The following is a 24,628-nucleotide window of genomic DNA, read 5'->3' on the forward strand; positions in this document are numbered from 1 at the left end:
CTAGAGGAGGTCTAAACCATGTCTCGTGTTGGCAAGGCACCGGTGGCTGTCCCCTCTGGCGTCACCATCAACATCAACGGCCAGTCTGTCGAGGTCAAGGGTCCGAAGGGCACCCTGAGCCAGGACATTCCGGCCCCGATCACCGTGGCTCAGGAAGGCGAGGAGCTCGTCGTTTCCCGCCCGGATGATCACCGCAAGAATCGTTCCCTGCATGGCCTGTCCCGCTCCCTGGTCTTCAACATGATTGAGGGCGTGACCAAGGGCTACACCATCAACATGGAAATCTTCGGTGTTGGCTACCGTGTGCAGCTCAAGGGCAAGAACCTGGAGTTCGCACTGGGCTACTCCCACCCTGTGCTGATTGAGGCACCGGAGGGCATCACCTTCGCCGTGGATGGCAACACCAAGTTCTCCATCGCAGGTATCGACAAGCAGCAGGTCGGACAGATCGCCGCGAACATCCGCCGTCTGCGTAAGGACGATCCTTACAAGGGCAAGGGCATTCGCTACGAGGGCGAGCAGGTCCGTCGCAAGGTCGGAAAGACGGGTAAGTAATGAGCAACACTGCACAAAACGAAAAGCGTCTGCCGGTGGGCAAGGACATTTCCACCCGCCGCCGCACCGCACGCGCACGTCGTCACTTCCGTATCCGCAAGACCCTCTCTGGCACCCCGGAGACCCCGCGTCTGGTAATTCACCGCACCTCTCGCCACATGCACGCACAGGTCATCGACGATGTTGCAGGCCACACCCTGGTCGCAGCATCCACGATGGAAGCCGATGTGCGCGCTATGGAGGGCGACAAGAAGGCTCGCGGTGCGAAGGTCGGTCAGCTGATCGCCGAGCGCGCCAAGGCCGCTGGCATCGAGGCTGTCGTCTTCGACCGTGCGGGCTACAAGTACCACGGCCGCGTCGCCGCTCTGGCTGATGCTGCCCGCGAAGGTGGTCTGAAGTTCTAATGACCAACTCCACGAACAACACCAACGGAAGGAACGCGTGATGTCGGGACGTGAACGTAACGGCGGACGCTCCGCCGAGAACAACGACAAGAAGGAGCGCAACGAGCGTAACGGCCGCAACGACCGCGGTGGCCGCAACGATCGTCGCAACCAGCAGGATGAGCGCAGCCAGTTCATCGAGCGCGTGGTTACCATCAACCGCGTCTCGAAGGTTGTGAAGGGCGGTCGCCGCTTCAGCTTCACCGCGCTGGTCATCGTCGGCGACGGCCAGGGCATGGTCGGCGTCGGCTACGGCAAGGCCAAGGAAGTCCCTGCCGCCATCCAGAAGGGCGCAGAAGAGGCTCGCAAGAACTTCTTCCGCGTACCGATGATCAACGGCACCATCACCCACCCGGTTCAGGGTGAGGACGCTGCAGGCATCGTCATGATGAAGCCCGCAGCACCCGGTACCGGTGTGATCGCTGGTGGCGCTGTCCGCCCGGTGCTGGAGTGCGCCGGCGTGCAGGACATCCTGTCGAAGTCCCTGGGCTCCGACAACGCCATCAACATTGTCCACGCAACCGTGGCTGGCCTGAAGCAGCTGGTCCGTCCGGAAGAGGTTGCCGCACGCCGTGGCAAGTCCCTGGACGAGGTTGCTCCGGCCGCTATGCTGCGCGCCCGTGCAGCAGGACAGGGGGCATAAGCAATGGCTTTGAAGATCACCCAGGTTAAGGGCTTGGTCGGAACCAAGCCGAAGCAGCGCGATTCCATGCGCTCTCTCGGCCTGAAGCGCATTGGCCAGACGGTCGTCCGCGAGGACAACCCGATCGTCCGCGGCCAGATCAACACTGTGCGCCACATGGTCGAGGTCGAAGAAGTGGCAGGAGAGTAAACATGAGCGATCCAATTAAGCTCCACGACCTCCGCCCCGCTCCGGGCGCCAAGAAGGCCAAGACCCGCGTGGGTCGTGGTGAGGCGTCTAAGGGTAAGACCGCAGGTCGTGGTACCAAGGGCACCAAGGCTCGTAAGCAGGTTTCGGCAGCATTCGAGGGTGGCCAGATGCCACTGCACATGCGCCTGCCTAAGCTGAAGGGCTTCAAGAACCCCGCCAAGGTCACCTACCAGGTGGTAAACGTGTCTGACCTGGAGAAGGCATTCTCCAACGGTGGCGACGTCACCGTTGCAGACATCGTTGCAGCTGGTCTGGCTCGTAAGAACCAGCCGGTGAAGGTTCTGGGTAACGGCGAGATCAGCGTGAAGCTGAACGTCACCGCTAACAAGTTCTCGGGCTCTGCAAAGCAGAAGATCGAGGCTGCCGGTGGCACCGCTACCGAGGCTAAGTAAACAAGACGGCTAGCCCGCTCTAGCCGCGCTTAGCTCTTAAGAATCGCCCCGCCAGTGCATTGTTGCGCTGGCGGGGCGATTTCTTTCTTTATCTATTGACGCCCTCATTTCGGCGGGCGATGATTCCAGGTAGATAGAGCGGGGCCGGTGGTAGGGCGGTGGCGCTTAATTTGTAGTGCGCTATGGGTGGTACAGTAACCTAAGCATTTGTCCTGTCTGCTAACCTGTACAGGTTGCAATTGGTGTCGCCTCTATGCGGGCGTATCTTGAAGTGCAGGTGCGCTGGCCAGCAGATCCCGCACGAAGGTAAGAAACTACACAGGAGGCAAAGTTTGTCCGCCCTCACCTCGGCGTTCAAGAACGCTGATCTTCGCAAGAAGATCTTGTTCACGCTTGCGATGATCATCCTCTATCGCATCGGCGCCCAGATCCCCACCCCAGGCGTGGATTACGGCTCGATCCAGTCGCAGATCTCCGACCTGACCGACAGCTCGGCCATGTACTCGCTGATCAACCTGTTCTCAGGTGGCGCACTGCTGCAGCTTTCGGTGTTCGCCGTCGGTATCATGCCGTACATTACGGCCTCGATTATCGTGCAGCTGTTGACAGTGGTGATCCCCAAGTTCGAGCAGCTGAAGAAGGAAGGCCAGTCCGGCCAGGCGAAGATGACGGAGTACACCCGTTACCTGACCGTGGCTTTGGCGCTGCTGCAGTCCGCGGGCATCGTGGCGCTGGCGGATCGCCGGCAGCTGCTGGGGCAGGGCGTGCAGGTACTGAAGGACGGCACGGGTGTGTTCGGGCTGGTAGTTATGGTGCTGGTCATGACCTCCGGTGCGGTGCTGCTGATGTGGATGGGTGAGCTGATCACCGACCGCGGTATCGGCAACGGCATGTCGCTGTTGATCTTCGCGGGTATTGCCACCTCTCTGCCGGCGCAGGGCGCTTCCATCTTCTCCAGCTCCGGTGGCTTCGTCTTCGGCGCAGTGCTGGTTGGAGTGCTGATCCTGGTCGTCGGCGTGGTCTTCATCGAGCAGGGCCAGCGCCGCATCCCGGTTCAGTACGCAAAGCGTATGATTGGCCGCCGCCAGTACGGCGAGACCTCCACGTACCTGCCGCTGAAGGTTAACCAGGCCGGCGTTATCCCAGTGATCTTCGCCTCCTCGCTGCTTACGGTTCCGATTCTGATTACTCAGATCATCCAGTCCGGAAACCCGGAAGGTGCTGGACAGGAGAACTGGTGGAACCAGAACGTCATGTCCGTGCTGACGGACCCGGCTGCCTGGCAGTACATCCTGCTGTATGTGGCACTGATCATCTTCTTCTCCTTCTTCTACGTTTCCGTCCAGTACGATCCCTACGATCAGGCGGATAACATGAAGAAGTACGGTGGCTTCATTCCGGGCATCCGCCCGGGCCGCCCGACCGCGGAGTATCTTGGATATGTGATGAACCGTCTGCTGATCGTCGGTTCCATCTACCTGGCGCTCATTGCCGTTCTGCCTAACATCCTCATCAACATGGGTGTGCAGACGACGCAGGCCGCAGGCCAGGGCCAGATGCCGTTCGGTGGTACCGCCATCCTGATTCTGGTATCCGTTGCCCTGACCACGATCAAGCAACTCGAATCGCAAGTTATGCAGTCTAACTACGAAGGATTCCTCAAATGAGACTAGTTCTGCTCGGCCCTCCCGGCGCTGGCAAGGGTACCCAAGCATCACTGCTGTCCGATGCACTGAAGATCCCGCACATCTCCACCGGCGATCTGTTCCGCGCCAATATCTCCCAGGGCACCGAACTGGGCAAGCAGGCGCAGGAGTACATGGACGCTGGCAAGCTGGTCCCGACCTCCGTCACTGCCGACATGGTCCGCGACCGCCTGAACCAGGACGATGCCGCCGACGGATTCCTGCTGGACGGCTTCCCCCGCACCATCGAGCAGGCAGAGCTGCTGGAGAAGATGCTGCAGGAGGACGGCCACTCCCTGGACGCAGTCATCAACTACGTAGTCTCCGAAGACGTTGTTGTTGATCGCATGCTGGCCCGCGGCCGCAACGATGACAACGAGGACACCATCCGCACCCGCCTGGAGGTCTACCGTGAGGAGACCGCCCCGCTGATCGACCACTACAAGGACGTTCTGCTGAACATCGACGCGGAGGGCACCGTGGAGGACATCTCCTGCACCACGCTGAACGCGCTGGACAAGTAAACACCCTGCGCAAGAATCGCTGATCCCGCCAGCCGGCCCCACACGGTCCGACCTGGCGGGATTTGTGGTTATTCGCCCCGCGAGGGGCGTCACTAAGAAAGAACGAGTAAGCAAAGAGAACAGAAGCGAAACCACATGGGCTTTAGGCGAAAGAACAAGAAGATCGCGGCGAAAACTGCCGAGCAGCTGGATGCGATGCAGGCCGCCGGGGAGATCGTCGGACTGGCGCTGCAGGAGGTCAAGAAGGTTGCGGCGCCGGGCAAGACCACGCTTGACCTGGACCGCGTGGCCGAGCAGGTCATCCGCGACCACGGCGCCACCCCGACCTTCAAGGGCTACGGCGGCTTCCCGGGTTCCATTTGCGCGAGCCCGAACGACATGATCGTCCACGGCATCCCGTCCGCAGATGTGGTGCTGAAGGAAGGCGATCTGATCTCCATCGACTGCGGCGCAACGCTCGACGGATGGGTGGGGGACTCCGCCTGGACCTTCGGCATCGGCGAGATCGCAGACGAGCACGACCGCCTAAACCGCGCGACCGAATGGGTGCTGTACGAGGGGCTGAAGGCAATGGTGCCCGGCAACCGCCTGACGGACGTGTCCTGGGCGCTGGAAAAGGCGACCGAAGCCGCTGCGCGGAAGTTCGACGTGGAGCTGTGGATCGTCGATGGTTACGGCGGCCACGGCATCGGCCGCACCATGCATGAGGATCCGTACCTGGCTAACGAGGGCCGCGGTGGGCGAGGCCCGGAGATCCAGGAGGGCTCTGTGCTGGCCATCGAGCCGATGCTGGCGCTGGGCACGGCGGATTCCTACGTGCTGGACGACGAGTGGTCGGTGCTGACCGATGACGGCAGTTTCTCCTCGCACTGGGAGCACACCGTCGCCGCGACCGCCGACGGCCCGCGGATCCTTACGCCGCGCAAGTAGCTCCTTCTTTCTTGGTGACGCCCCCTGCCGCCTGCCCCGGCAGGCGCGGTGTCGGGGGCGCAGCAGTGTTGGGGATGGCAGGGGAGCGTAGTTGGGGAGAGCCGTAGTAGGGAAGACGGCAGTGGTGAGGGGGCAGCAGGGGTGGGGTTGATGGGCGACGGGCGATTATTGGGGAATCAAGTATTGCGAGTAGGCTAAACATAATCGTTTCTTGAGGACCTACAAGTATGTGCAAAGGGAAAGCGCCAGCATGAATGGATCCCGATTCCTTAATTCTCTGATATTCAAGATCATCGTCGCGATCGTCCTGGGGATCGTCTGCAGCCTCTTCTTCCCGGAATGGGCCGGCCGCGTATTTGCGACCTTCAATGGGCTGTTCAGTAACTTCCTAGGATTCTTCGTCCCGGTTCTGATCTTCGCTCTGATCGCCCCGGCTATCGCCAGCCTGGGGCGCGGGGCAGGTAAGTGGCTGGGCGTGACCGCCGGCATCGCCTACGTCTCCACCATCATTTCCGGCCTGATCGCCTACGGCGTGGCGGAAGGGCTTTACCCCTCGCTGCTGGGCAATGAGTCGATGATCGAGGCCAAGGATATTGACGAAGGCGCGCTGGCGCCGTTCTTCTCCGTAGAGATGGACCCACCGCTGGGCGTGATGTCCGCGCTGCTGCTGGCATTTACCGTAGGTATCGCTATGGCCTCGATGCGCACCGAAGTTTTGTACAAGGGTGCTGAGGAGCTGCGCGAGGTGACCATGAAGGTCATCCAGAGCTTCATCATCCCGCTGCTGCCGTTCTACATCTTCGGCGTGTTCCTGACCATGGGGATGAACGGCAACCTGAAGCTCACGCTGACGCAGTTCTCTAAGGTACTGATCCTCGCCGTACTGATGACATGGGCCATCTTGGCGCTGCAATACCTGCTGGCCGGACTCTTCGCGCAGCGCAACCCGTTCACGGCGCTAAAGAACATGCTGCCCGCCTACTTCACCGCCCTGGGTACTTCCTCTTCTGCCGCAACCATTCCGGTGACCCTGGAGTGCACTCGCAAGAACGGGGTATCCCAGTCTGTCGCCGACTTCGTGGTGCCGCTGTGTGCAACGGTGCACCTATCCGGTTCCATGCAGAAGATCGCTCTGTTTGCGTTCTCCATTGTCTACATGACGGGCGTGGACATGACCGCAGGCATGGCCCTGGGCTTCATCTTCTTGCTGGGCGTGATGATGATCGCAGCTCCAGGTGTGCCGGGTGGTGCGATTATGGCGGCCGTGGGTCTGCTGCAGTCCCAGCTGGGCTTCGACGATGGCCAGGTGGCACTGATGATTGCCGCTTACATCGCCATCGACTCCTTCGGTACCGCATGTAACGTCACCGGTGACGGCGCGATTGCGCTGACCGTGAACCGCCTGGCGAAGGGCGAACTGCGTCGCGAGGAGCAGCCCGCTTAGAGGTACAGCCCGGGCCGCCGTCAAGGTGCGGCCGCTAGAAAAGAAAAGCGCTCGTGTTAGCTCCCGAAGGGGCTGGCGCGAGCGTTTTGGCATCCGTGCAGGTCGCGTGTATTGTAAGCAGTTGGTGCATGAGGCTTTCGCATCGGTAAGTGCCCTAGGTGGCTGCCATGTGGGAGGTCTTGAGACTGCACCGTATGTAGCAAAACATCACCCATACCAGCCATCTGAGCTGGGGAAACGTTGGAGGATATGGCAAAAGAAGGCGCCATCGAGGTTGAGGGTCGCATCGTCGAGCCCCTGCCAAATGCGATGTTCCGTGTCGAACTGGACAACGGCCACAAGGTGTTGGCCCACATTTCCGGCAAGATGCGCCAACACTACATCCGTATTCTCCCCGAGGATCGGGTTGTCGTGGAGCTGTCTCCCTACGACCTGACCCGTGGGCGTATCGTTTACCGCTACAAGTAAATCGTTAAGCCTCCATACATCCAATCTAGGTAGCCCCGCCGAGGCGGCAGCTACCTGGTCACTACCTCTGGCCGCGGCGGCCGGAGCCCTCCTTCCAACACCCCAATAGTTGGGGTGTTGGTTTCGCACGTTCAAGGCACCTAGTGCCCGAACAGTCTCTTCCGTGACTGTTGGCGAAATACTCGAAGGATCAAAAGGGACGAGTGTGGAGAAAACCGTCGCTAAACCGGAAGGAAAATGCCCTATGGCACGCCTTGCTGGTGTTGACCTGCCACGCGAGAAGCGCATGGAGGTCGCACTGACCTACATCTTCGGAATCGGCCCCGCCCGTTCCAAGGAGCTGCTGGAAAAGACCGGCATCTCCCCTGATCTTCGCTCCAAGGATCTGACCGACGAGCAGCTGTCCGCTCTGCGTGACGTTATCGAGAACACCTGGAAGGTGGAGGGTGACCTCCGCCGCGAGATCCAGGCCGATATTCGCCGCAAGATCGAGATTGGTTCCTACCAGGGCCTGCGCCACCGTCGTGGCCTGCCGGTCCGCGGTCAGCGCACCAAGACCAATGCTCGTACCCGTAAGGGCCCCAAGAAGACGATCGCAGGAAAGAAGAAGTAACCTATGCCTCCGAAGACTCGTTCCGGCGCGCGCCGTACTGGCCGTCGCGTCGTAAAGAAGAATGTGGCCAATGGCCACGCATACATCAAGTCCACCTTCAACAACACCATCGTGTCCATCACGGACCCGAAGGGCGCTGTGATTTCCTGGGCTTCCTCGGGCCACGTCGGCTTCAAGGGCTCCCGTAAGTCCACCCCCTTCGCTGCTCAGATGGCTGCCGAGTCCGCTGCCCGCAAGGCAATGGACCACGGCATGAAGAAGGTTGACGTTTTCGTGAAGGGTCCGGGCTCCGGCCGCGAGACCGCTATCCGTTCCCTGTCCACCGCGGGCCTCGAGGTTGGCACCATCGCCGACGTCACCCCGCAGCCGCACAACGGCTGCCGCCCGCCGAAGCGTCGTCGCGTCTAAAGAGAAGAAAGGATTAGGGATCAAAAATGGCTCGTTATACCGGCCCCGTAACCCGTAAGTCCCGTCGCCTCCGCGTCGACCTCGTCGGCGGCGACAACTCCTTCGAGCGTCGCCCCTACCCTCCGGGGCAGGCTGGCCGTGCTCGCATCAAGGAGTCCGAGTACCTCCTGCAGCTGCAGGAGAAGCAGAAGGCGAAGTACACCTACGGCGTTCTGGAGAAGCAGTTCCGCCGTTACTACGCAGAGGCCAACCGTCGCCCGGGCAAGACCGGTGACAACCTGGTCATCCTGCTGGAGTCTCGCCTGGATAACGTTGTCTACCGCGCAGGTCTGGCACGCACCCGCCGCCAGGCTCGCCAGCTGGTTTCCCACGGTCACTTCACCGTGAACGGCAAGAAGGTCAACGTTCCTTCCTTCAAGGTCTCCCAGTACGACATCATCGACGTGCGTGAGAAGTCCCGCTCGATGCTGTGGTTCGAAGAGGCTCAGGAAGCCCTGGTCGATACGATCGTTCCTGCTTGGCTGCAGGTCGTACCGTCCACTCTGCGCATCCTCGTGCACCAGCTGCCCGAGCGCGCTCAGATCGACATTCCGCTGCAGGAACAGCTGATCGTCGAGCTCTACTCGAAGTAAACCTGACGAACCTATTCGTTAGAATTACTTCGGATAGAACACCAAACGCGGTTTTCTACCGTCCGCACCGTCTACCAAACCTGGTGGCGGTAGTCCCCCTAACGGCGTCATATAGCGGTCGCCGGAAAAGGAGAAGCTTAAACAATGCTCATTTCACAGCGCCCCGCGCTCACGGAAGAGTTCATCGACGATTCCCGCTCCCGGTTCGTCATCGAGCCGCTGGAGCCGGGCTTCGGCTACACGCTGGGTAACTCCCTGCGCCGGACCCTGCTGTCGTCCATCCCGGGCGCGGCAGTGACCTCCCTGCGCATCGAGGGTGTGCTCCACGAGTTCACCACCATCCCGGGCGTGAAGGAAGATGTTTCCGACATCATCCTGAACATCAAGTCCCTGGTTCTGTCCAGCGACTCCGACGAGCCCGTCTCGATGTTCATCCGCAAGGAAGGCCCGGGCGAGGTTACCGGCGCCGACGTTGAGGTTCCGGCTGGCGTGGAGGTTCACAACCAGGACCTGCACATCGCCACCCTGAACGAGCAGGGCAAGCTGGAAATCGAGATGACTGTCGAGCGTGGCCGCGGCTACGTTCCGGCTGCTGCAGCTTCTTCTGAGATCGGACGCATCCCGGTCGACCAGATCTACTCCCCGGTTCTGAAGGTCAGCTACAAGGTCGAGGCAACCCGTGTGGAACAGCGCACGGACTTCGACAAGCTGATTCTGGACGTGGAGACGAAGAACTCCATCACCGCCCGCGATGCCATGGCATCCGCAGGCAAGACCCTGGTGGAGCTGTTCGGTCTGGCCCAGGAGCTGAACCACGAAGCAGAGGGCATCGAGATCGGCCCGTCGCCGCAGGAAAGCGAGCACATCGCTGCCTACAGCATGCCGATCGAGGACCTGAACTTCTCCGTCCGCTCCTACAACTGCCTGAAGCGTGAAGAGATTCACACCGTCGGCGAGCTGGCTGCACGCACGGAGTCCGACCTGCTGGACATCCGTAACTTCGGCCAGAAGTCCATCAACGAGGTCAAGGTCAAGCTGGCTGGCTTGGGTCTGGGCCTGAAGGACGCTCCGGAGGGCTTCGATATCACCGATATCGAGGGCTACGACGCAGAGACCGGCGAGTTCATCGACACCGAGGGCGAGGACATCGCGGAATAACCCGGTGGTTAACCGCACGCGCTCACTGATTTAAAGATCCACACGAGGAGAACTAATGCCTACCCCAAAGAAGGGCGCCCGCCTGGGCGGTTCTGCTTCCCACCAGAAGAAGATCCTGTCCAACCTCGCTGCTCAGCTGTTTGAGCACGGCGCCATCAAGACCACGGACGCAAAGGCGAAGCTGCTGCGCCCCTACGTCGAGAAGATCATCACCAAGGCCAAGCGCGGCACCCTGGCGGATCGCCGCAACGTGCTGAAGCTCATCCCGAACAAGGAAGTTGTTGCTTACCTGTTCAACGAGCTGGCTCCGAAGTTCGAAGGCCGTCCGGGTGGCTACACCCGCATCATCAAGCTGGAGAACCGCAAGGGCGACAACGCTCCGATCTCCCAGATCTCCCTGGTGACGGAGCCGCTGGCCTCCACCGAGGCAGAGCGCGCTAACCGCGTTGCTGCTTCCAAGGCCAAGAAGGCTGAGGCCGAGGCTGCTGAGGCTAAGGCTGAAGAGGCTGAGGAGGCTCCGGAGGTTGAGGCTGACACCGCAACCGACAAGGCCGCTGAGGCTGAGGCTGCTGAGGCTGCCGACGAGGCCAAGGCTGAAGAGTCTGCTGAGGACAAGTAAGTCCGGCGCTCTCGCCTAGCTTTGAGGCGGGTCACGGTTACCCAATCGGGTAGCTCGTGGCCCGCCTTTTTTGTTGCCTATTGGTTGCTTATTTATTGACGCCACCCGCCTCCGCCGGCCCCGATGTCACCGAACAGGCAAGGGTGCGCCTGCTGGCCTGTGCGGGGCGGGGTTTGTGGGTTTGTGTTGGGTTTGGGCGGGGTTTGTGGTGGGTTTGGGTGCCGAATGTCGTTAGATCGGGAATGCGTTAATGCGAACGATTTGCAGTTCTGCAAAAGTGCAGGTCAGAGAGTTTTCGTTTTGCCGGCACTTTACTTTCGTCGCACGTATTCCCGTTCTAACGACATTGGCCGGTTCGCCTAGTCCATCTCGAGCTCCGGCTCTTCCGCTCGAGCTTGCTCAAAGACCTCCTTCGCCGCCGAGAGGTTAATCAGACCGATGACCACGCCGACCACAATGTCCGGCCACGCGCTGGCCCAGAAGATCATCACCACACCGGCGCCGAGGATCAGAACATTAGCCGCCGCATCATTCCGCGCGGCCAGCCAAGCACCCTGCACCAACGCACTATCCGCCCCGCGCAGCCGCAGCAAAAGCACTGCGCAGACGAGGTTAATCACCAGCGCTCCGATGGCCGTCACGCTCAGAGTCACGGGCTCCGGGGGAGTGCCCGTCACCACCTTCCACGCGGCCGTGCCGAAGGCCGCGAAAGCCGGAATCAGAATCAACCCTGCCAGGGCATAGCTGGCCTTCCGGCGGCTGGCGACTGACCACCCCAGGGCGGTAAGTACCAGAACGTTGATGAGGGTGTCTTCGAGGAAGTCTGCGGCGTCAGCAAAAAGGGCGGCGGAGCCGATGACCAGCGCAACCGTCACCTGAACGACGAAGCCAAGCCCGTTAAGAGCAGCGATCCACGCGACTAGGCGGCGGGCGCGCGAGTCGAGGGTAGAGGCAGAGAATTCGTTGTCTTGAATGCAGACTAGACTAAGGCGCGCACAGTGACAATGGCGAATGCAGCAGCCCAGCAGCAGCTAGACGAACGTACATCCTAAGGAGCCGCCCCGACCATGTCCGACAAATACCCGGCCGACGAGGCTAAGCCGGCCGATCAGCCCGACACAGCCGACGAGCTGGTGCGTGTGCGCCTGGACGTGGCCTACGACGGCACGGATTTTCACGGCTGGGCGACCCAGTCCGGGGGCTTGCGCACGGTCGCGGGAGTGCTGCAGGAGAAGTTGTCACTGGTCACGCGCCATCCCATTGAGCTGGTCGTTGCCGGGCGCACCGACGCGGGCGTGCATGCCAGCGGCCAGGTCTGCCACGCGGACATCCCTGCGGACGCCTTCGAGCAGCGCTCGCTGACTCGCCCGGAGGATCTGGTGCGGCGCCTGTCGCGCATGTTGCCGGCGGACGTGCGGTTGCACGGGGCAAGTGTTGCTCCGCAGGGTTTTGACGCCCGCTTCTCCGCGCTGCGCCGGCACTACATTTATCGCGTGACGACTCATCCGGCCGGCCCCGTGCCGGTGCGGGCGCGGGATACGGCAGCGTGGCGCCACCCGATTGATTTGGAGAAAACTCAGGCGGCCTCCGATGCGCTGATCGGTTTGAACGACTTCGCGGCGTTTTGCAAAGCTCGCGAGGGTGCCACGACAGTTCGCGAGCTGCAGGAGTTCCGCTGGGTGGACGTCTCCACGGAGGCGGAACCGCAGACTTACGAGGCGCACGTGACGGCGGATGCTTTCTGCTGGTCGATGGTGCGATCCCTGGTGGGGGCGGCCCTGACGGTCGGATCGGGCAAGCGACCGGAGGATTTCACTCCGGGGCTGTTGAAGGAGACGAAGCGCAGTTCGGCCGTGCCGGTCGCGCCGGCGGCTGGTTTGAACCTGGTGCGGGTGGATTACCCGGCCGACGAGGAGCTGGCGGAACGCGCGCTGACGACGCGCGCCAAGCGCTCCCCAGTCGGGAGTGGGAGTGGCTCGGCGGACGCAGACCCAGTAGATGCGGAGCCAGCCGCAGGACCAGATACCGCGCCGGATGCAGAGCCAGCCACGGAGCCAGATACCGCACCGTGAGGGAAGCGGTGCTTGTGAGCATTCGCCCTCGCGCGGCGATGCTTTGCACGCCTTGAACGAGCGGGCGCGGGAGTGGCTACGCCCGCCTTCGGAGCCGTGGCCGGGGTGGCAACCGGCGCATTCTGTGGAACCGGCTGCGGCGCAGGTTTCGGCGCGAGCTGTGGCACGGTCTGTGTCGCAGGTTTCGGTGCTGGCTTCGGCGCGGGCGCCGAGACGGCGAAGAAGTTGAAGTACTCCCGGTGTTCACCGTGAGCCAGGATCGTGCCCGTGCCAACCGGCGGAACCGCGATATACACATCCACTGTAGGGTGCCCCAACAGTTGCAGGCGCTCGCGCCCCTGGGCGAGCACGTCCTCCGCAGCGGCGAAGCCAACACTCCCATGACGTGAACCGCGCAAGGCTGCAGGAATCTCCACGAGCAACACCCGAGTTTTCGTGTCCTCTTTGCTTGAAGCTGGATCTGTCGGATCCGTCTGATTCGTCGTACCCGACGCATTCGGCAAGTGCGCTGCCTCCCTTGGGTCGGCTGCCCCGCCAACACCACCGCTAAACCTGCGCAGCTCGAAGAGCTCCTCCGGCCAGTTCATCGACCCCTCCAGCGCGCGCAGTTGCGCACTCGTGCCAAACACCGCAAAAGTCGCGCCGGGAATGGGGTGCACCAGCATGGATTCGCCCGCGTCGGTCAGCCCGATAAACCATCCCGGTGCAGGCGGAACGCTCAACTGGTTCGCCAAGCCGGATATCTGCGCGCCCTCCGGCGGAGCCTCCGCAGGCAGAGCCCATACCCCGCACCCGCTGGCGGCAAAAGGCATCCGCGCCGCCGCGTGCTCTGGCACGCCGACCAGGGTGGCAGAGGCATCCCCCAACCAGCCGCGCCCGAAAGGTTTGGTGGGGACGGTAGCGGTGGAGAGGGTGGCGTCCATAAGAGAAAGACCCAAACCACCGGCCAACCGGTCGGCAGAAATCCGCCGCGACGACGGCTCGCCCCACAACCTGTCGTGCACGCAGAGCAGGCGGAACCAGCGTGTGCCCTGGTCCGTGGTGGCGCGGCTGCGGGCGAAGGCGAACCAGCCCGCCGCGATGCACCCGATCGCCACCAAACCGCATAAAACCCATGCCCACCAGGCCGTATGTCCAACATCGGCAGTATCGGCAGCCAACAGATCCGCTGAACCCATTATTCCCAACCCCCAAAGTATGAAATTCCCCCGAATGCGAGGTTCGCCTCGCGCAAGCAATTCAACCATGAAATACTTAAGCGCGCTAGCGGGGGCTAGAAACAACAAAACACAATAAAAGGGGGAGCGCAGTAACCATGCGCACAACGGGGATACAAGTATCTGGGTTTAATTTTCTGCTGCGTAGGCTCGAGCTCGCGCTGGTTATTGGGGATCCGCGAATGGCTCATGATCCGCTCCGCAGCCAACGGCGGGCGCTGGTCGTCGGCGTGCTGCTGAGCCTCCTGATCGCCGGTGGCGCGGTGATGCTGGGGCTACTGCGCCCACAGCCGAGCCTGGACGGAGCCGACCTGGTGGCCGACGAGACAGGTACGCTGCACCTGCGCCTGGAGGATTCCTACCATCCGATTACGAACGTCGCCTCCGCGCGGCTGATTCTGCAGCAGCCCGTCGAGGTGCAGAAAACCACGGCTGAGCAGCTATCCCAGGTGCCGTTGGGGCAGCCGATTGGTATTCCGCAGGTGCCGGGGCTTTCCGCCGCTCCGGACCGCGAGTGGTTGTACTGCGACCGTACGGACGGTGGCGTGGGCACGGTCGTGGCCGTCGAACGCATCAAGGCTCATCGCCACGCTCTGCTGGCTGCGCCTTCGGGTTATTGGCTTATTGACGCCACCACTCGCGCCCGCATAACCCCAGATGCAGCCCGGGCTTTCGGCACGGAGGCGGTGCCCGCCAGTGATGGGCTGGTCCAGCAGTTTCGTCGCAGCCCCGACATCGCCATGCCGGCGGGGAAGACGAAGATGCCCGCGCCTTTCGACGTGGCGGGCAGGGTAATCACGGCTGGCGACCGGGCGTTTCTGGTGGACCGAGCGGGCGTGGGGGAGGTCAAAGGTTCGCGGCGTGACTTTGCTTTGGCCAGCAGCCCCGTGCCGCCGGTGGAGGCCCCGCTGGCGGATGTGATGCGCCAGCCGAGCGTGGACGTGTTGGCGGGAATCCCGGAGTTCGACGGTGAGCAGCCCGTGACGTGGGCGCAGCCGCAGATGGTGTGCGCGGGGCCGGAGGGGCTGGCGGAGCCGGAGGATGGAGCCACAGTCGGCAGCGGCGCAGGGAAGGATGGCACAGGCGCGGACTCAGCCGGAATCAGCGCCGTGCTGGCTGCCGACGAACCTACCGCCTACTACGGCCCGCGGGGCACGTCGGCGCTGAAGACGGAGCGCGGATACGTGCTGGTCAGTGATAACGGAGTGCGCTACTCCGTGGGCAGCCAGACCGAGCTGCGCGCCCTGGGGTTCACCGCGGAACAGGAGGTTCAGTTCGCCCGAGTGGCCTCGCTGCCAGACGGCGGCCTGCTGTCTGCAGAGAAGGCCCGGCAGACGACCGTGGCGATGATGCCCAGCGCCAGCACGAGGGAGAGCACGACCGGCACGGAATAGTCGGCGGCCCCCGGCTGGTGAGGCTGGGTGCTGACGGTCTGCAGCTCGTAGTGTGCGCCGGTCGAGCCATCGCTGCCAATGCTGCCATTGTTGCCGTCGCTGCCGTTGTCGCCAACGCGGATCCGCGCATCCCGCAGGTCGAGCGCCTTATCCACGGCCGCGGCGGGATTCACAACCAACATCTGCTTCCCCAATCCCGGTCCGCTCGCGCCGGGAGAGGCTGTGGAGGTCAGCAGTTCGCGGACCTCCCGTGCGCTGAGGTGCGGGACGATCTGCCAGACTAGCGCCGCTGTCCCGGACACCACCGGCGCGGCGAAACTGGTGCCCTCGAAAGGATCGGGGTTGCCGACGATGGTGTGCACCTTCCCGCGCACATCCACCTGCCCTTCGACCGGCCCGCCGGGGGCGAACAGATCCACCCAGTGCGTCGGCGCGCTGTACTGCGCGGGCACGCGACCCTGGTCGGCGGAGTTCTCCTTCCCGGCAGCTGACCCTGCACCGGCCCCTGCGCCTGCCGCCAGCTCCTGTGCCCGCGGCGTCACCGCGCCCACGGCCAGCACGGAATCCAGGCTGGAAGGAAATGTCGGCGCCCCCTCCGGGCACTGGCCCGTGTTGCCCGTGGAAGCCACCACCAGCACCCCGGCCTTCTCTGCCCGCCCTATGGCCTCCCGCAGTTCCGCCGTATCCTCGCAGGCCACCATCGAAATATTGATGATCTTCACCCGCGCCTTCAGCGCCCGGTCGATCGCGCGAACCAGATCCTCCACCGTGCCCTCAGCACGGGAGGCAACCGCGTTATGCCTAAACGAATGCACCTTTGCCTCCGGCGCTATTGCCCGCAACACGCTGGTCACCACGGACCCGTGCAGCACGCAAAAATCACGGTCTCCCACCACGCCCGGCCCGGCGGAACCCGTATCAACCACAGCCACGTCCACGTCCCGGCCCCGGGACAGGGCGTGCAGCGCTGGGCACGAGGGGGCGTCAATATCCGGCAAAGGCAAGGTACCCGGCGCCGCAACGGTGCCTTCCTGGCAGTTCCCGTGCGGCGAGGAATCCTGGATGATCATCAGCCGATGCCCCGAATCGCCTCGAAGATCCCTGTGGTCTGCAGCGCCAGGGGGATGGCCAGACAGAACGCAACGGCCTCCACCATGTCGATCACCCGGCCCAGCATCGGCGACTGCACGCGCACCGCCGGCAGACCAACCAGCACCAGGCACACCGCACCCCAGGGTTCGTGCAGCGCCAACCACAGAATCGTCGCCGCGGAAAGCACCGCCAGCGCCACCGAATGCACCGGCCGGGTGCTGCGAGCACTCACGCCCAGCACGGCCACCAGCACCAACAGCGCCGCACGCCACAGGCTCAGCGGCTCACCCCACGGCGCCAGCTGGTACACGCACGCACCCAGCACCGCCACGATTGCCACCACCAGGGCGGAATGCACCTCCACCACCTGGCCCGCACGGGTGGTCGTCGGCTGAGTAAACACGCCAGTCGCGGGCACCTTCGGCAACTTGATACCCGCCAGTCCGATCGCAATCTGCCCCGAATAAGCCAGCGCGAACATCGCCAGCAGCAGCGTAACCCCCGGCCAGAAGTTCATCGCCGCGAACACCACCCATGTGGCCGTCACGATCCGCGCCGGGCCGCTGCGCCACACCATGAGGGCCGCCACAAAGCACGCGCACAGCACATTCACGTGCAGGCCCAGCCCGAAGCCGAGGATCGCGGCCAGGTAGGTGAAGTTGCGGTGGTGCAGCGAAGCCGCCGCCGTAGCCAGTGCCGCCACTGCGGTTGCCACGATCGTTGCGGTATCTGCCGAATGGTTGAGGTTAAGGACGCCCCCAGCTCCAACCAGCTGATTGTCCAAAGGGTGCCACGCAGGGGCGGCTTGCAGGCTGAACAGCGCAACGATGGTTGCGGCGATCCAGGCAGCAGGGCTGGCGGGGATGGGGCCGGAGAGCTCCTCAACCGCCTCCGCCGGCGGGGCGGGAACGGTAGCGATCTGCAAGGTCAGCGACTCGCCGGGGCGCACCCCAGCTTCCGCCAGGGTGTGCTGGGGCTGAACCTGCCCAACCGCCCGGTGGAGAGTCCAGTGTTCCCCCGGTTCCGCATCCACGAGGTGTGGAATGAGCTCCGCGACGGGCACATGGTCGGCGATGGCAGCGTTGATGGTGGTGCCCTTCGCGGGCACGGAAATGCTGAGAGCTAGCACAGTAGAAAATCCCCCTGGTGGTGCACGTTTAGACCGTGCCCGATTGAGTGTGCAGCGAGGATCCCCCCTTTGGACCCCGCCGGTGTTTCTTACACGGCACAGATAGTAACCCAGGCGAGGCGAGCTCGCTTGCCCTGCGGGTTGTCCGGGGAAGGTTTAGAATCAAAAACCACATCCAGGGGGTTGGATGGGGATTAGTTGGGGACTAGCAGGTAACCGGGGGATTTTTCACCATGCAAACACAGGCGCCGCCGACGCTGCCGAAAGACAAACAACCGTTCATCAGGCTGCTGATGCCTGCCGTCATGCTGATCGCGGTGGTGGGCATGGTGGCCGCCATGGTGCTTTCCGGGTCGGGGCGCAACCCGATTAGCTTCATCTTTCCGCTGATGATGTTGGGAAGCATGGCGATGATGTTCCAGCCGGGGGCGAATGTGGACGAGACGCGGCGCTCGTTCCACCGGCATATCGACGCGCTGAAGGACAGCGTGCAGCGCAGCCACGACGAGCAGCTGCAGGGTATGTTGGCTGCCCACCCGCACCCGCAGGCTCTGTGGACGCATGTGCACACCGGCACCGACGTGACTGCCGAGCCGGGCGTGGTGCGCATCGGCACCGCAGTGCAGACCCCGGACGATCCGCTGGAAGTGCCGGTGAATGCTCCGCCGGAGGACCTGGAGCCGGTCAGCGCCATGAGCCTGCGGGAGGTCGCGTTGCGCTACGCCACCATCGAAGCGCCGGTATCCGTGGAGCTGGCCAGCTTCCACTGCATCGTGCTGCTCGGCGACGGGGCTGCTGGCCTGGCACGTGCCATGCAGGCGCAACTGGCGATGCAGGACCCGGACATCATCGGGATCACCGGGCCTTTCGAGGAGTGGTTGCCGCACGACGGGCCGCGCAAGGTGCACTTCTGCACGGGACAAAGCCCCGTGGTCGCCGGCGCGGTGGTTACCGACCCGAGCGACGAGTGGGTGGAAAATGCCAAAGGGCATGGCCTGTTGCTGCAGGTGGACGATGCCGCCGGCGGGTGCCTGCTGAGCGCCTGGACCGTCGACGGCTGGGTGCCCTTCGGAGTGGCCGACCAGCTCAGCGCGGTGGAGCTGGCGCAGATTTGCCGCGCCAGGTCCACCGTGAAATCCAGTACCTCACTGCTGGAACTGCCGGGCGGTGACCTGCGTGCGCCCATCGGTTTTTCTGGCGCGCCGGTGTACCTGGACATCAAGGAATCCGCCCTGGGAGGCATCGGCCCGCATGGCCTGTGCGTGGGCGCGACAGGTAGCGGGAAGTCGGAACTGTTGAAAAGCGTAGTGATTAGCTTCGCCCACCAGCACAGCCCGGAGGAGCTGAATTTCGTGCTCGTGGACTTCAAGGGCGGCGCCAGCTTCCTGGGAATGGACCGGTTGCCCCACACTTCTGCGCTGATCACCAACCTGGCTGAGGAGGCGGGGCTGGTCGACCGAATGCAGGATAGTTTGCTGGGGGAGATGCATCGGCGACAAGAAAAGCTCCGCGCCGCAGGCCTGACCACGGCGGCGGAATACAACCGCGCCTACCCGGGGCAGATGCCTGCGTTGTTTATCGTGGTGGACGAGTTCTCCGAGCTGTTGCACGCCCGGCCCGAGTTCGCCGAGGTGTTCGCCGCGATCGGGCGGCTGGGGCGCAGCCTGCGAATGCACTTGCTGCTGGCCACCCAGCGACTGGAGGAAGGGCGCCTACGCGGCTTGGAATCCCACCTGAGCTACCGCATCGCCCTGCGCACGTTCTCTGCCTCCGAATCCCGGGCGCTGATCGGCACCACCGAGGCCTACGAGCTGCCCGCAACCCCAGGAGCGGCGATTCTTTCCGCCGGGGACAAAGTGCGCTTCCACTCCGCCTATGTTTCCGGCCCGGAACTGCCCCGCGACCAGCGACTGGTGCGAGTGCTGGGCTCCACCGTGGAGGCGGAGACCACCACCATGCAGATGGTGATTGACCGGCTAGAGGGGCCGAATAAGAACCCGGTGTGGCTGCCGCCTCTGCCGGAAGACCTACCCGCCAGCGAGGTCATGGAGCCCCGCGCGCCGGGCGTGGCCCGCATCGGCCTGGAGGACCTGCCCTTCGAGGGGCTGCAGGTACCGATGGATGTGGACCTGCGCCGCAAGCATTGGGCGATCGTCGGTCAGCCGCGCACGGGCAAGACCACGGCGGTGCGCAGCCTGGTGTTGGGGTGGGTTCTCAGCTCGCCGGGCTGGCCCGTGTACATCTTCGACCCGGGCGGCGGCCTGCGGGATCTCGCGCGTTTGCCGCAGGTGGCGGCAGTGGTGGGGCCCGATGGGTTGGCGCGCCTGTTCGATGAGATGGAGCAGACGGAGGGCCAGCGCCTGCTGATCATTGATGGGCTAGACCAGGTGGGGACGGCCAGCGGTGGGACGGGCGAGGAGGAGCAGCGCCTCATCCGCCTGGCCACCACCGGGCTGGAGCGCGGCCTGCACGTGGTGGTCACAGCACTGCGGTGGAACTTCCGCCCCTCGCTGCGGGACGTGCTGACCGGCCAGATCGAACTGCGGATGACCCCGCTGGATGCGCACTTCCGCGATGCGCAGAAATCCCTGCCCGACGTGCCTGGCCGGGGTGTGTCGCCCCGCGGCAAGCACGTGCAGTTCGCAAACTCCACCGCGCAGGACGTCGAGCACGTACGGATGGAAAGTGCCCGTCGCGGCGAGACGGAGGTGGCCATGCGGGTGCTGCCGGAGCGCATCGGTTGGAAGGAGCTGGGCGACCCGCAGGCATTCGCTATCGGCGGCCCGCGCCTGGATCCGGTCCGCTGGGATCGGGGTACTTTCCCCCACCTGGTGGCCATTGGCCAGGCGGGCAGCGGTGTGACGACCGCCCTGCGCGCCGTGATGCAATCCGTCGCTGACACCCGCAGCCACACCGGCGAGCCGCCGGAGTTCCTGGTCACGGACACGCGCCGCGGGTTGCTGGGGGTTGCGGGCTACCGCGTGCCGGAGGACTTCCGCGCGGACTTGGCCGACTGGGTTGCCACGCTGCGGGAGCGCATTCCAGGCAGCGACGTGACCCCGCAGCAGCTACGGGAACGCTCCTGGTGGTCCGGGCCGGAGCTATTCGTGGTGGTCGACGATGCGGACGCCGATCCCGGTCTCGACCAGCTGCTTCCCCTGTTGCCGTACGCCGCCGACATTGGCCTGCACCTGGTGCTCGGCCGCCGCTCGGGGCAGTTCGCCCGCGCGGCCTATCAGCCGTTGACGCAGGCCATGCGCGACCAGAGCGCGTGGTTGCTGTTTTCTGCGCCGCGCGAGGATGGACCGATCGCGGGGGTTCGTTTAGTACGACGCCCACAGGGGCGCGCCGCCTATGTGCACAAAGAAACCTGGACGGTGCACGTGGCCGAAATGGCAGAAGAGAACTGAGAACGGTTGAGAGTAACTAGGAACGATTGAGAGTAATGAGCGGGGTGGGGAAAATGAGGGTAGATCAGAAGATTGGGGAAGCCCGGGGACTGCTGGCCGAGGCGCTGGCGCTGCAGGAATCGGGTGTGCTGGTCAGTGGCATGACGGTGACGGATCTGGCCACGGGGTTCGTGGTGACCGGCGATGCCGAGATGCAACGGCCGGGATACTTGCAGTACGAGGGAGCCGATAGCGCAGCGGGGGCCACGGGCACTGCGAGCGCCGCGGGTGCCGTGAGTAGAGCGGACGCAATGGACGACGTGGAGTTCCAGCGTTCCGGGCTGAGCCTCGGCAGGCTCTCTGAACTCTTTGAGATGGTCAGCGAGGTGCTGGAACAAAGGCAGGAACACCCGGAGGCTGCGGCGGTGAACCCGCCGGAGCCTCGCGAGCTGTTCCCCTGGGGCATCGGACTGCGGGAGGTAGACGTTCTCGTCACCGGTTCCTTTGCAGTGCAGGTTGTGCACTATCTGCGGATCATGGGCGTGCGTGCGCGGCTGGTGGATAACGACATGGTGCTGCGGGTGGCTAGCGAGCTCGCGCTGGCGCAGCAGGAGCTGCAACACCTTAACCTTGCCGAACCCGTTCGCCTCGGAGAGGTAGACAGCGGGGCAGCAGAGCCCGTAGAGGAAACGGATGAGTGGCAGGAGGTGGAGGAGGGGGCGTCAATAAGAAAGGAAGAAAGAAAAGACAACCGCAGGCTGCCCGCGGCGTTGGCCGCCTTGGCGCTGTTTATCGTCGGCGGGCTGGTGGCGACGTTCACGGTGTTCGACTCGCAGGCAGCAGAGAACACGGTTAGCGCCGATGGTGCGGGAAGTACAGGAAGCACTGGAATTACTGGAAGTACCGAGAGCACTGCGAGCGTGCAGGGTGACTCGAGTGTCGAGTCGGAGGAACCCGTTGCAGACGAACCCTTCCCCGAGCCGCACAGGAGGGGTGTGACCACGGCCGACCAGAGTTCACGGCGCGCGGACATACCGATCAGCGTGAACGTGGATGGGTGGCACTTGGGTGGTGCAACCCGTGCGCGCGAGGAATATGTCGGCGATGACGAGGGGATGCGCGTGCTGGTGGCGGCCAAGGAGACGCCACTGAAGACGCAGGAGGAGATGGATGCGGCGATGCTCGGCGCACTGAACGATGTGAGCGCGGGCGACAGCGGGGTGACCGTTGTGTCCACCCAGCCGGTGAGCTACGAAGAGAACTATCCGAGTTCGACGACTCTGTGGCACGTGCGGCTGGTGGACGGGCACCAGATTTCGGTGGGCTGCCAGTACAGGCAGTGGAATGAGCAGCGGGAAAAGGTGTGCCAGGAGTTTGTAGCGACGGCGCGTCCGGAAAAATAGGGGAAAGCAGGAAATGTGGGGACTACCGTGAACCTTTTCACAGGACGGCGAGTATAACCCTTACGATGGCGCCTTCAACAGGGTTTTCAAGGGGATACCCGGCGGCATGATCGACAAATTGCAGAATTTTCAACAGGGGGATTTTAAGGCATGAGCTTTAAAACAGATGTCAGCACGATGAACCAGGCGGCGAACAACGTCGACCGTGTGAAGGACGAGGTCCAGGGCGAGCTCAGCCGACTGCGAGGCGTTGTGGACGACGTTTCCGGCAGCTGGAAGGGGCAGGCTCAGGTCTCCTTCCACTCGCTGATGGAGCGCTGGGACGAGAACGCGCGGAAGCTCAACGAGGCACTGCAGAGCATCGCGGACAACATCCGCGCCAACGCAGGCGACTTCGATACCACTGACGTGGACAACGCGGCAGCTTTCAACGCCTAACCCGGGTCCGTTGGACCCACAAGAGATTCATTACAGAATTCATTACAGAAGGGGACAGGAATGATTCAGTACAACTTTGCACAAATCGCCAATGCTGCGGATGACATCAACCGTGGCAACGGCACTATCAACGGTCTGCTGGGAGACCTCAAGCGCGATCTGCAGCCGATGGTTAGCGAGTGGGAGGGCGCGGCCTCCGACAGCTACCAAGCTGCTCAGAAGAAGTGGGATGACTCCGCACAGGAGATCAACGAGGTGCTGGGGCAGATCGCCCGCACCGTCCGCCAGGCAAATGATCGCATGAGTGAAATCAACACCAATGCAGCAAATAGCTGGGCATAAAGCCAGCTAAACAATCTTCTCCCGTCATATTCTCAGGCCCCCTTTGAAATGGAAAAGGGGAGCCTGAGATTTTTCTTTAATTGACGCCTCGCGTTGTGGAATAAGCGGGCGGGTTGCAGTGCTAGAAAACTTGACACAATCGTGATGTTTGCAATGACCTGGGAGAATGGGGTGGATAAATCTAGCTTCATGCCTATTGGAAAGCATTTTGGTTGAAGTGTTAATAAAACCATGCGTAGCGTCTTTTGTGTACGGGAAAGACGACAACAATCAGCTACACCACTGCTGTTGTTACACCACTACGTAATTCCCCACTGTTGGTACTCACCAAGCAAGACAAACCCCCGTATTGCGTACCAACAAGGTGAAAGGATTTATTAACAAAATGAGCAACGACATCAAGGATCTTTTCAAGGCAACCGCATACGACAACGCTGGCGACAAGCTGGGCAGCGTCAAGGAAATCTTCGTTGACGACAAGTCCGGCCAGCCCACCTTCGTTGAGGTTAACCACGGCCTGTTCGGCATGAACTCCAGCCTGGTTCCGATGCGCGGCCACAAGTTCGACGGCGAGAACCTGAACCTGGCTTTCGCCAAGGACCGCGTCAAGGACGCGCCGGACTTCGACGCTGACCAGGCTCTGACCCCGGAGCAGCAGAACGAGATCTACCGCCACTACGGCCTTGACAATGTTGAGGACACCACCCGTTACGGCGAGGGCGCTGGCAACCAGGATGCAGGCGCGAAGGATGCAGGCGAGGAGCGCTCCACCCTGGATCGCCACGAGGCTGCCGGTGGTAACACCACTGCTGGCGCTGGCGTGGGTGCTGCAGGCGCAGGTGTTGCTGGTGCAGGCGTTGCAGGTGCGAACGCGGACCAGGCGGGTGCCACCGAGCGCGAAGCTGCTAACACTGACGCCGCCAACCGCGAGGCTGCCGTGAACAATGAGGGCGAGATCATCCGCTCCGAGGAGCGCCTGAATGTTCAGAAGGACAAGGTGCAGACCGGCGAGGCTCGCCTGCGCAAGTACGTAGTCACCGACACCGAGACCGTAGAGGTTCCGGTCACCCGCGAAGAGGTTCGCGTCGAGCGCACTCCGATCTCCGAGGAAGAAGCAGCTAACCTCAAGGGCAACATCGACGAAGCTGGTCAGGAAGCCTCTGTCACCCTGAACGAAGAACGTGTCTCTGTGAACAAGGAGACCGTCCCGGTGGAGAAGGTATCCCTGAACAAGGAGCAGATCACCGAGACCGAGCGTCACACCGAAGAGGTCCGCAAGGAGCAGATCGACTCCAACCTTGACGGCGACGTCCGTAAGTAACAACAAGGACTCAGCGACAGAGCCCCGGCTCGCCCTCCCCAATGGCAGGGGAGAGCTAAAGCCGGGGT

The 24,628-nt window shown here is 63.0% G+C and carries 24 protein-coding genes and 1 pseudogene; 22 read left to right on the forward strand and 3 right to left on the reverse strand.

What is annotated here, in order from left to right; all coding sequences use genetic code 11:
* The first annotated feature begins 18 nt into the window (after positions 1-18).
* The 15 genes from rplF to rplQ all read left to right on the forward strand — a co-directional run bounded on the left by rplF (position 19) and on the right by rplQ (position 10,763).
* A complete protein-coding gene (gene rplF, locus MHX52_RS06325) occupies positions 19-555 on the forward strand; it encodes a 50S ribosomal protein L6 (RefSeq protein ID WP_011274136.1) in 537 nt (178 codons plus the stop codon).
* Entirely contained in the window at positions 555-959 is a 405-nt protein-coding gene (rplR, locus tag MHX52_RS06330; RefSeq protein WP_011274135.1) for a 50S ribosomal protein L18, read from the forward strand. Before rplF ends, rplR begins: the two co-directional genes overlap by 1 nt.
* Before the next feature lie 40 nt (positions 960-999).
* Complete coding sequence (gene rpsE, locus MHX52_RS06335; protein WP_011274134.1) at positions 1,000-1,641, forward strand: 30S ribosomal protein S5; 642 nt, start codon at positions 1,000-1,002, stop codon at positions 1,639-1,641.
* 3 nt (positions 1,642-1,644) lie between these two features.
* Positions 1,645-1,830 carry a 50S ribosomal protein L30 gene (rpmD, locus tag MHX52_RS06340; protein ID WP_011274133.1) on the forward strand — a complete coding sequence of 62 codons (186 nt, stop codon included), beginning with the start codon at positions 1,645-1,647 and terminating at the stop codon, positions 1,828-1,830.
* Positions 1,831-1,832: 2 nt separating this feature from the next.
* Positions 1,833-2,282: a 50S ribosomal protein L15 gene (rplO, locus tag MHX52_RS06345; RefSeq protein WP_034984966.1), complete on the forward strand. Its 450-nt coding sequence runs from the start codon at positions 1,833-1,835 to the stop codon at positions 2,280-2,282.
* A 332-nt stretch (positions 2,283-2,614) separates the two neighbouring features.
* Positions 2,615-3,949 carry a preprotein translocase subunit SecY gene (gene secY / locus MHX52_RS06350; protein WP_070488724.1) on the forward strand — a complete coding sequence of 445 codons (1,335 nt, stop codon included), beginning with the start codon at positions 2,615-2,617 and terminating at the stop codon, positions 3,947-3,949.
* Complete coding sequence (locus tag MHX52_RS06355; protein ID WP_035003036.1) at positions 3,946-4,491, forward strand: adenylate kinase; 546 nt, start codon at positions 3,946-3,948, stop codon at positions 4,489-4,491. Before secY ends, MHX52_RS06355 begins: the two co-directional genes overlap by 4 nt.
* Positions 4,492-4,626: 135 nt before the next feature.
* Positions 4,627-5,421, forward strand: coding sequence for a type I methionyl aminopeptidase (gene map, locus MHX52_RS06360; RefSeq protein WP_239317201.1), 795 nt, complete (start codon positions 4,627-4,629; stop codon positions 5,419-5,421).
* A gap of 250 nt (positions 5,422-5,671) precedes the next feature.
* On the forward strand, positions 5,672-6,865 hold the full coding sequence (locus tag MHX52_RS06365; protein ID WP_070488721.1) for a dicarboxylate/amino acid:cation symporter: 1,194 nt from the start codon (positions 5,672-5,674) through the stop codon (positions 6,863-6,865).
* A gap of 249 nt (positions 6,866-7,114) precedes the next feature.
* Positions 7,115-7,333 (forward strand): translation initiation factor IF-1, encoded by a 219-nt coding sequence (gene infA, locus MHX52_RS06370; protein ID WP_003854422.1) that lies wholly within the window; start codon positions 7,115-7,117, stop codon positions 7,331-7,333.
* Positions 7,334-7,577: 244 nt separating this feature from the next.
* Complete coding sequence (gene rpsM, locus MHX52_RS06375; RefSeq protein ID WP_005291872.1) at positions 7,578-7,946, forward strand: 30S ribosomal protein S13; 369 nt, start codon at positions 7,578-7,580, stop codon at positions 7,944-7,946.
* Positions 7,947-7,949: 3 nt separating this feature from the next.
* Positions 7,950-8,354, forward strand: a complete 405-nt coding sequence (gene rpsK / locus MHX52_RS06380; RefSeq protein ID WP_005291870.1) for a 30S ribosomal protein S11 — start codon at positions 7,950-7,952, stop codon at positions 8,352-8,354.
* Between the two features lie 26 nt (positions 8,355-8,380).
* Positions 8,381-8,986: a 30S ribosomal protein S4 gene (rpsD, locus tag MHX52_RS06385; protein ID WP_005291869.1), complete on the forward strand. Its 606-nt coding sequence runs from the start codon at positions 8,381-8,383 to the stop codon at positions 8,984-8,986.
* A gap of 144 nt (positions 8,987-9,130) precedes the next feature.
* Positions 9,131-10,144 carry a DNA-directed RNA polymerase subunit alpha gene (locus tag MHX52_RS06390; RefSeq protein ID WP_035003040.1) on the forward strand — a complete coding sequence of 338 codons (1,014 nt, stop codon included), beginning with the start codon at positions 9,131-9,133 and terminating at the stop codon, positions 10,142-10,144.
* A 55-nt stretch (positions 10,145-10,199) separates the two neighbouring features.
* The gene (gene rplQ, locus MHX52_RS06395; protein ID WP_239317203.1) at positions 10,200-10,763 is read left to right on the forward strand and encodes a 50S ribosomal protein L17; all 564 of its coding nucleotides are present in this window, start codon (positions 10,200-10,202) and stop codon (positions 10,761-10,763) included.
* 359 nt (positions 10,764-11,122) lie between these two features.
* Here the strand turns inward: rplQ and MHX52_RS06400 are convergent, their stop codons facing one another.
* Positions 11,123-11,737: a cation transporter gene (locus MHX52_RS06400; protein ID WP_035003043.1), complete on the reverse strand. Its 615-nt coding sequence runs from the start codon at positions 11,735-11,737 to the stop codon at positions 11,123-11,125.
* Between the two features lie 93 nt (positions 11,738-11,830).
* On the opposite strand from MHX52_RS06400, the gene truA reads away from it, so the two are divergent.
* Complete coding sequence (truA, locus tag MHX52_RS06405; protein ID WP_239317205.1) at positions 11,831-12,835, forward strand: tRNA pseudouridine(38-40) synthase TruA; 1,005 nt, start codon at positions 11,831-11,833, stop codon at positions 12,833-12,835.
* A 1,315-nt stretch (positions 12,836-14,150) separates the two neighbouring features.
* A complete protein-coding gene (gene eccB, locus MHX52_RS06410; RefSeq protein WP_239317206.1) occupies positions 14,151-15,446 on the forward strand; it encodes a type VII secretion protein EccB in 1,296 nt (431 codons plus the stop codon).
* Between the two features lie 218 nt (positions 15,447-15,664).
* Here the strand turns inward: eccB and MHX52_RS06415 are convergent.
* Together MHX52_RS06415 and MHX52_RS06420 are read right to left on the reverse strand one after the other, a co-directional pair.
* Positions 15,665-16,516, reverse strand: a pseudogene (locus MHX52_RS06415) (S8 family serine peptidase); the annotation flags it as partial.
* Positions 16,516-17,667, reverse strand: a complete 1,152-nt coding sequence (locus tag MHX52_RS06420; RefSeq protein ID WP_239317207.1) for an EsaB/YukD family protein — start codon at positions 17,665-17,667, stop codon at positions 16,516-16,518. The gene MHX52_RS06420 and the pseudogene MHX52_RS06415, both read right to left, overlap by 1 nt.
* Positions 17,668-17,900: 233 nt before the next feature.
* Here MHX52_RS06420 and MHX52_RS06425 point away from each other — a divergent pair, with 233 nt between their 5' ends.
* The 5 genes from MHX52_RS06425 (at position 17,901) to MHX52_RS06445 (ending at position 24,560) form a co-directional block, all read left to right on the forward strand.
* Positions 17,901-21,077, forward strand: coding sequence for an FtsK/SpoIIIE domain-containing protein (locus tag MHX52_RS06425; protein WP_239317208.1), 3,177 nt, complete (start codon positions 17,901-17,903; stop codon positions 21,075-21,077).
* Between the two features lie 53 nt (positions 21,078-21,130).
* On the forward strand, positions 21,131-22,459 hold the full coding sequence (locus MHX52_RS06430) for a type VII secretion-associated protein (protein WP_239317210.1): 1,329 nt from the start codon (positions 21,131-21,133) through the stop codon (positions 22,457-22,459).
* A gap of 150 nt (positions 22,460-22,609) precedes the next feature.
* The gene (locus tag MHX52_RS06435; protein ID WP_070488703.1) at positions 22,610-22,897 is read left to right on the forward strand and encodes a WXG100 family type VII secretion target; all 288 of its coding nucleotides are present in this window, start codon (positions 22,610-22,612) and stop codon (positions 22,895-22,897) included.
* 60 nt (positions 22,898-22,957) lie between these two features.
* Positions 22,958-23,239 (forward strand): WXG100 family type VII secretion target, encoded by a 282-nt coding sequence (locus tag MHX52_RS06440; RefSeq protein ID WP_034984950.1) that lies wholly within the window; start codon positions 22,958-22,960, stop codon positions 23,237-23,239.
* Between the two features lie 385 nt (positions 23,240-23,624).
* Positions 23,625-24,560 (forward strand): PRC and DUF2382 domain-containing protein, encoded by a 936-nt coding sequence (locus MHX52_RS06445; RefSeq protein ID WP_035003054.1) that lies wholly within the window; start codon positions 23,625-23,627, stop codon positions 24,558-24,560.
* The last annotated feature ends 68 nt before the right edge of the window (positions 24,561-24,628 follow it).

Source organism: Corynebacterium sp. ACRQJ, from assembly GCF_022346045.1.
GTDB lineage: Bacteria > Actinomycetota > Actinomycetes > Mycobacteriales > Mycobacteriaceae > Corynebacterium > Corynebacterium evansiae.

Excerpts from the sequence above, each read along its gene's own strand:
- rplQ (WP_239317203.1), top strand. The coding sequence starts at position 10,200 with ATGCCTACCCCAAAGAAGGGCGCCCGCCTGGGCGGTTCTGCTTCCCAC.
- MHX52_RS06425 (WP_239317208.1), top strand. The coding sequence starts at position 17,901 with ATGCAAACACAGGCGCCGCCGACGCTGCCGAAAGACAAACAACCGTTC.
- MHX52_RS06355 (WP_035003036.1), top strand. The coding sequence starts at position 3,946 with ATGAGACTAGTTCTGCTCGGCCCTCCCGGCGCTGGCAAGGGTACCCAA.
- rpmD (WP_011274133.1), top strand. The coding sequence starts at position 1,645 with ATGGCTTTGAAGATCACCCAGGTTAAGGGCTTGGTCGGAACCAAGCCG.
- rpsE (WP_011274134.1), top strand. The coding sequence starts at position 1,000 with ATGTCGGGACGTGAACGTAACGGCGGACGCTCCGCCGAGAACAACGAC.
- MHX52_RS06445 (WP_035003054.1), top strand. The coding sequence starts at position 23,625 with ATGAGCAACGACATCAAGGATCTTTTCAAGGCAACCGCATACGACAAC.
- map (WP_239317201.1), top strand. The coding sequence starts at position 4,627 with ATGGGCTTTAGGCGAAAGAACAAGAAGATCGCGGCGAAAACTGCCGAG.
- infA (WP_003854422.1), top strand. The coding sequence starts at position 7,115 with ATGGCAAAAGAAGGCGCCATCGAGGTTGAGGGTCGCATCGTCGAGCCC.
- MHX52_RS06430 (WP_239317210.1), top strand. The coding sequence starts at position 21,131 with ATGAGGGTAGATCAGAAGATTGGGGAAGCCCGGGGACTGCTGGCCGAG.
- rpsM (WP_005291872.1), top strand. The coding sequence starts at position 7,578 with ATGGCACGCCTTGCTGGTGTTGACCTGCCACGCGAGAAGCGCATGGAG.
- rpsK (WP_005291870.1), top strand. The coding sequence starts at position 7,950 with ATGCCTCCGAAGACTCGTTCCGGCGCGCGCCGTACTGGCCGTCGCGTC.
- MHX52_RS06440 (WP_034984950.1), top strand. The coding sequence starts at position 22,958 with ATGATTCAGTACAACTTTGCACAAATCGCCAATGCTGCGGATGACATC.
- eccB (WP_239317206.1), top strand. The coding sequence starts at position 14,151 with ATGCGCACAACGGGGATACAAGTATCTGGGTTTAATTTTCTGCTGCGT.
- rplF (WP_011274136.1), top strand. The coding sequence starts at position 19 with ATGTCTCGTGTTGGCAAGGCACCGGTGGCTGTCCCCTCTGGCGTCACC.
- rplR (WP_011274135.1), top strand. The coding sequence starts at position 555 with ATGAGCAACACTGCACAAAACGAAAAGCGTCTGCCGGTGGGCAAGGAC.
- truA (WP_239317205.1), top strand. The coding sequence starts at position 11,831 with ATGTCCGACAAATACCCGGCCGACGAGGCTAAGCCGGCCGATCAGCCC.
- MHX52_RS06435 (WP_070488703.1), top strand. The coding sequence starts at position 22,610 with ATGAGCTTTAAAACAGATGTCAGCACGATGAACCAGGCGGCGAACAAC.
- rpsD (WP_005291869.1), top strand. The coding sequence starts at position 8,381 with ATGGCTCGTTATACCGGCCCCGTAACCCGTAAGTCCCGTCGCCTCCGC.
- rplO (WP_034984966.1), top strand. The coding sequence starts at position 1,833 with ATGAGCGATCCAATTAAGCTCCACGACCTCCGCCCCGCTCCGGGCGCC.
- MHX52_RS06365 (WP_070488721.1), top strand. The coding sequence starts at position 5,672 with ATGAATGGATCCCGATTCCTTAATTCTCTGATATTCAAGATCATCGTC.
- MHX52_RS06390 (WP_035003040.1), top strand. The coding sequence starts at position 9,131 with ATGCTCATTTCACAGCGCCCCGCGCTCACGGAAGAGTTCATCGACGAT.